The 1,107-nt window shown below is 62.1% G+C and carries 1 protein-coding gene; it reads left to right on the forward strand.

What is annotated here, in order from left to right; genetic code table 11:
- Positions 1-1,107, forward strand: a 1,107-nt coding sequence (tuf, locus tag ACODTY_RS24055) for an elongation factor Tu (protein ID WP_488996692.1), incomplete at its 5' end; no start/stop codon positions are given.

The raw sequence follows: 1,107 nt of genomic DNA on the forward strand, positions 1-1,107 counted from the left end.
GGCAAGACGTCGTTGACGGCAGCGATCACGAAGTATTTTGGCGAGTTCAAGGCGTATGACCAGATCGACGCTGCGCCGGAAGAGAAGGCTCGCGGCATCACGATTTCGACGGCCCACGTTGAGTATGAGACGGCAGCGCGCCACTATGCGCACGTCGACTGCCCCGGCCACGCCGACTATGTGAAGAACATGATCACGGGTGCCGCGCAGATGGACGGCGCGATCCTGGTTGTCTCGGCAGCTGACGGCCCGATGCCGCAGACGCGCGAGCACATCCTGTTGGCCCGTCAGGTTGGCGTTCCGGCGCTTGTTGTGTTCCTGAACAAGGTTGACCTTGTCGACGACGCCGAGCTTCTGGAACTGGTCGAGCTTGAGGTTCGCGAGCTTCTGTCGAAGTACGAGTTCCCCGGCGACGACATTCCGATGGTCAAGGGTTCGGCTGTTGCGGCTCTTCAGGATGGCGACAAGAAGATCGGTGAAGACGCGATCCGTGAGCTGATGGCTCAGGTTGACGCCTACATCCCGACGCCTGAGCGTCCGATCGACAAGCCGTTCCTGATGCCGATCGAAGACGTGTTCTCGATCTCGGGCCGCGGCACGGTTGTGACCGGTCGCGTCGAGCGCGGCATCGTCAAGGTTGGCGAGGAGCTTGAGATTGTCGGCATCCGTCCGACGTCGAAGACGACCTGCACGGGCGTCGAGATGTTCCGCAAGCTTTTGGACCAGGGCCAGGCAGGCGACAACATCGGCGCGCTTCTGCGTGGCGTTGACCGTGAAGGCGTCGAGCGCGGCCAGGTTCTGGCCAAGCCCGGCACGGTGAAGCCGCACAAGAAGTTCAAGGCCGAGGCCTACATCCTGACGAAGGAGGAGGGTGGCCGTCACACGCCGTTCTTCACCAACTACCGTCCGCAGTTCTACTTCCGCACGACGGACGTGACCGGCATCGTGACGCTTCCGGCAGGCACCGAGATGGTGATGCCTGGCGACAACGTGACGGTTGATGTTGAGCTGATCGTGCCGATCGCCATGGAAGAGAAGCTGCGCTTCGCTATCCGCGAAGGCGGCCGCACCGTCGGCGCCGGCATCGTTGCTTCGATCGTTGAGTAA

The organism is Mesorhizobium sp. FG116 (assembly GCF_057809835.1).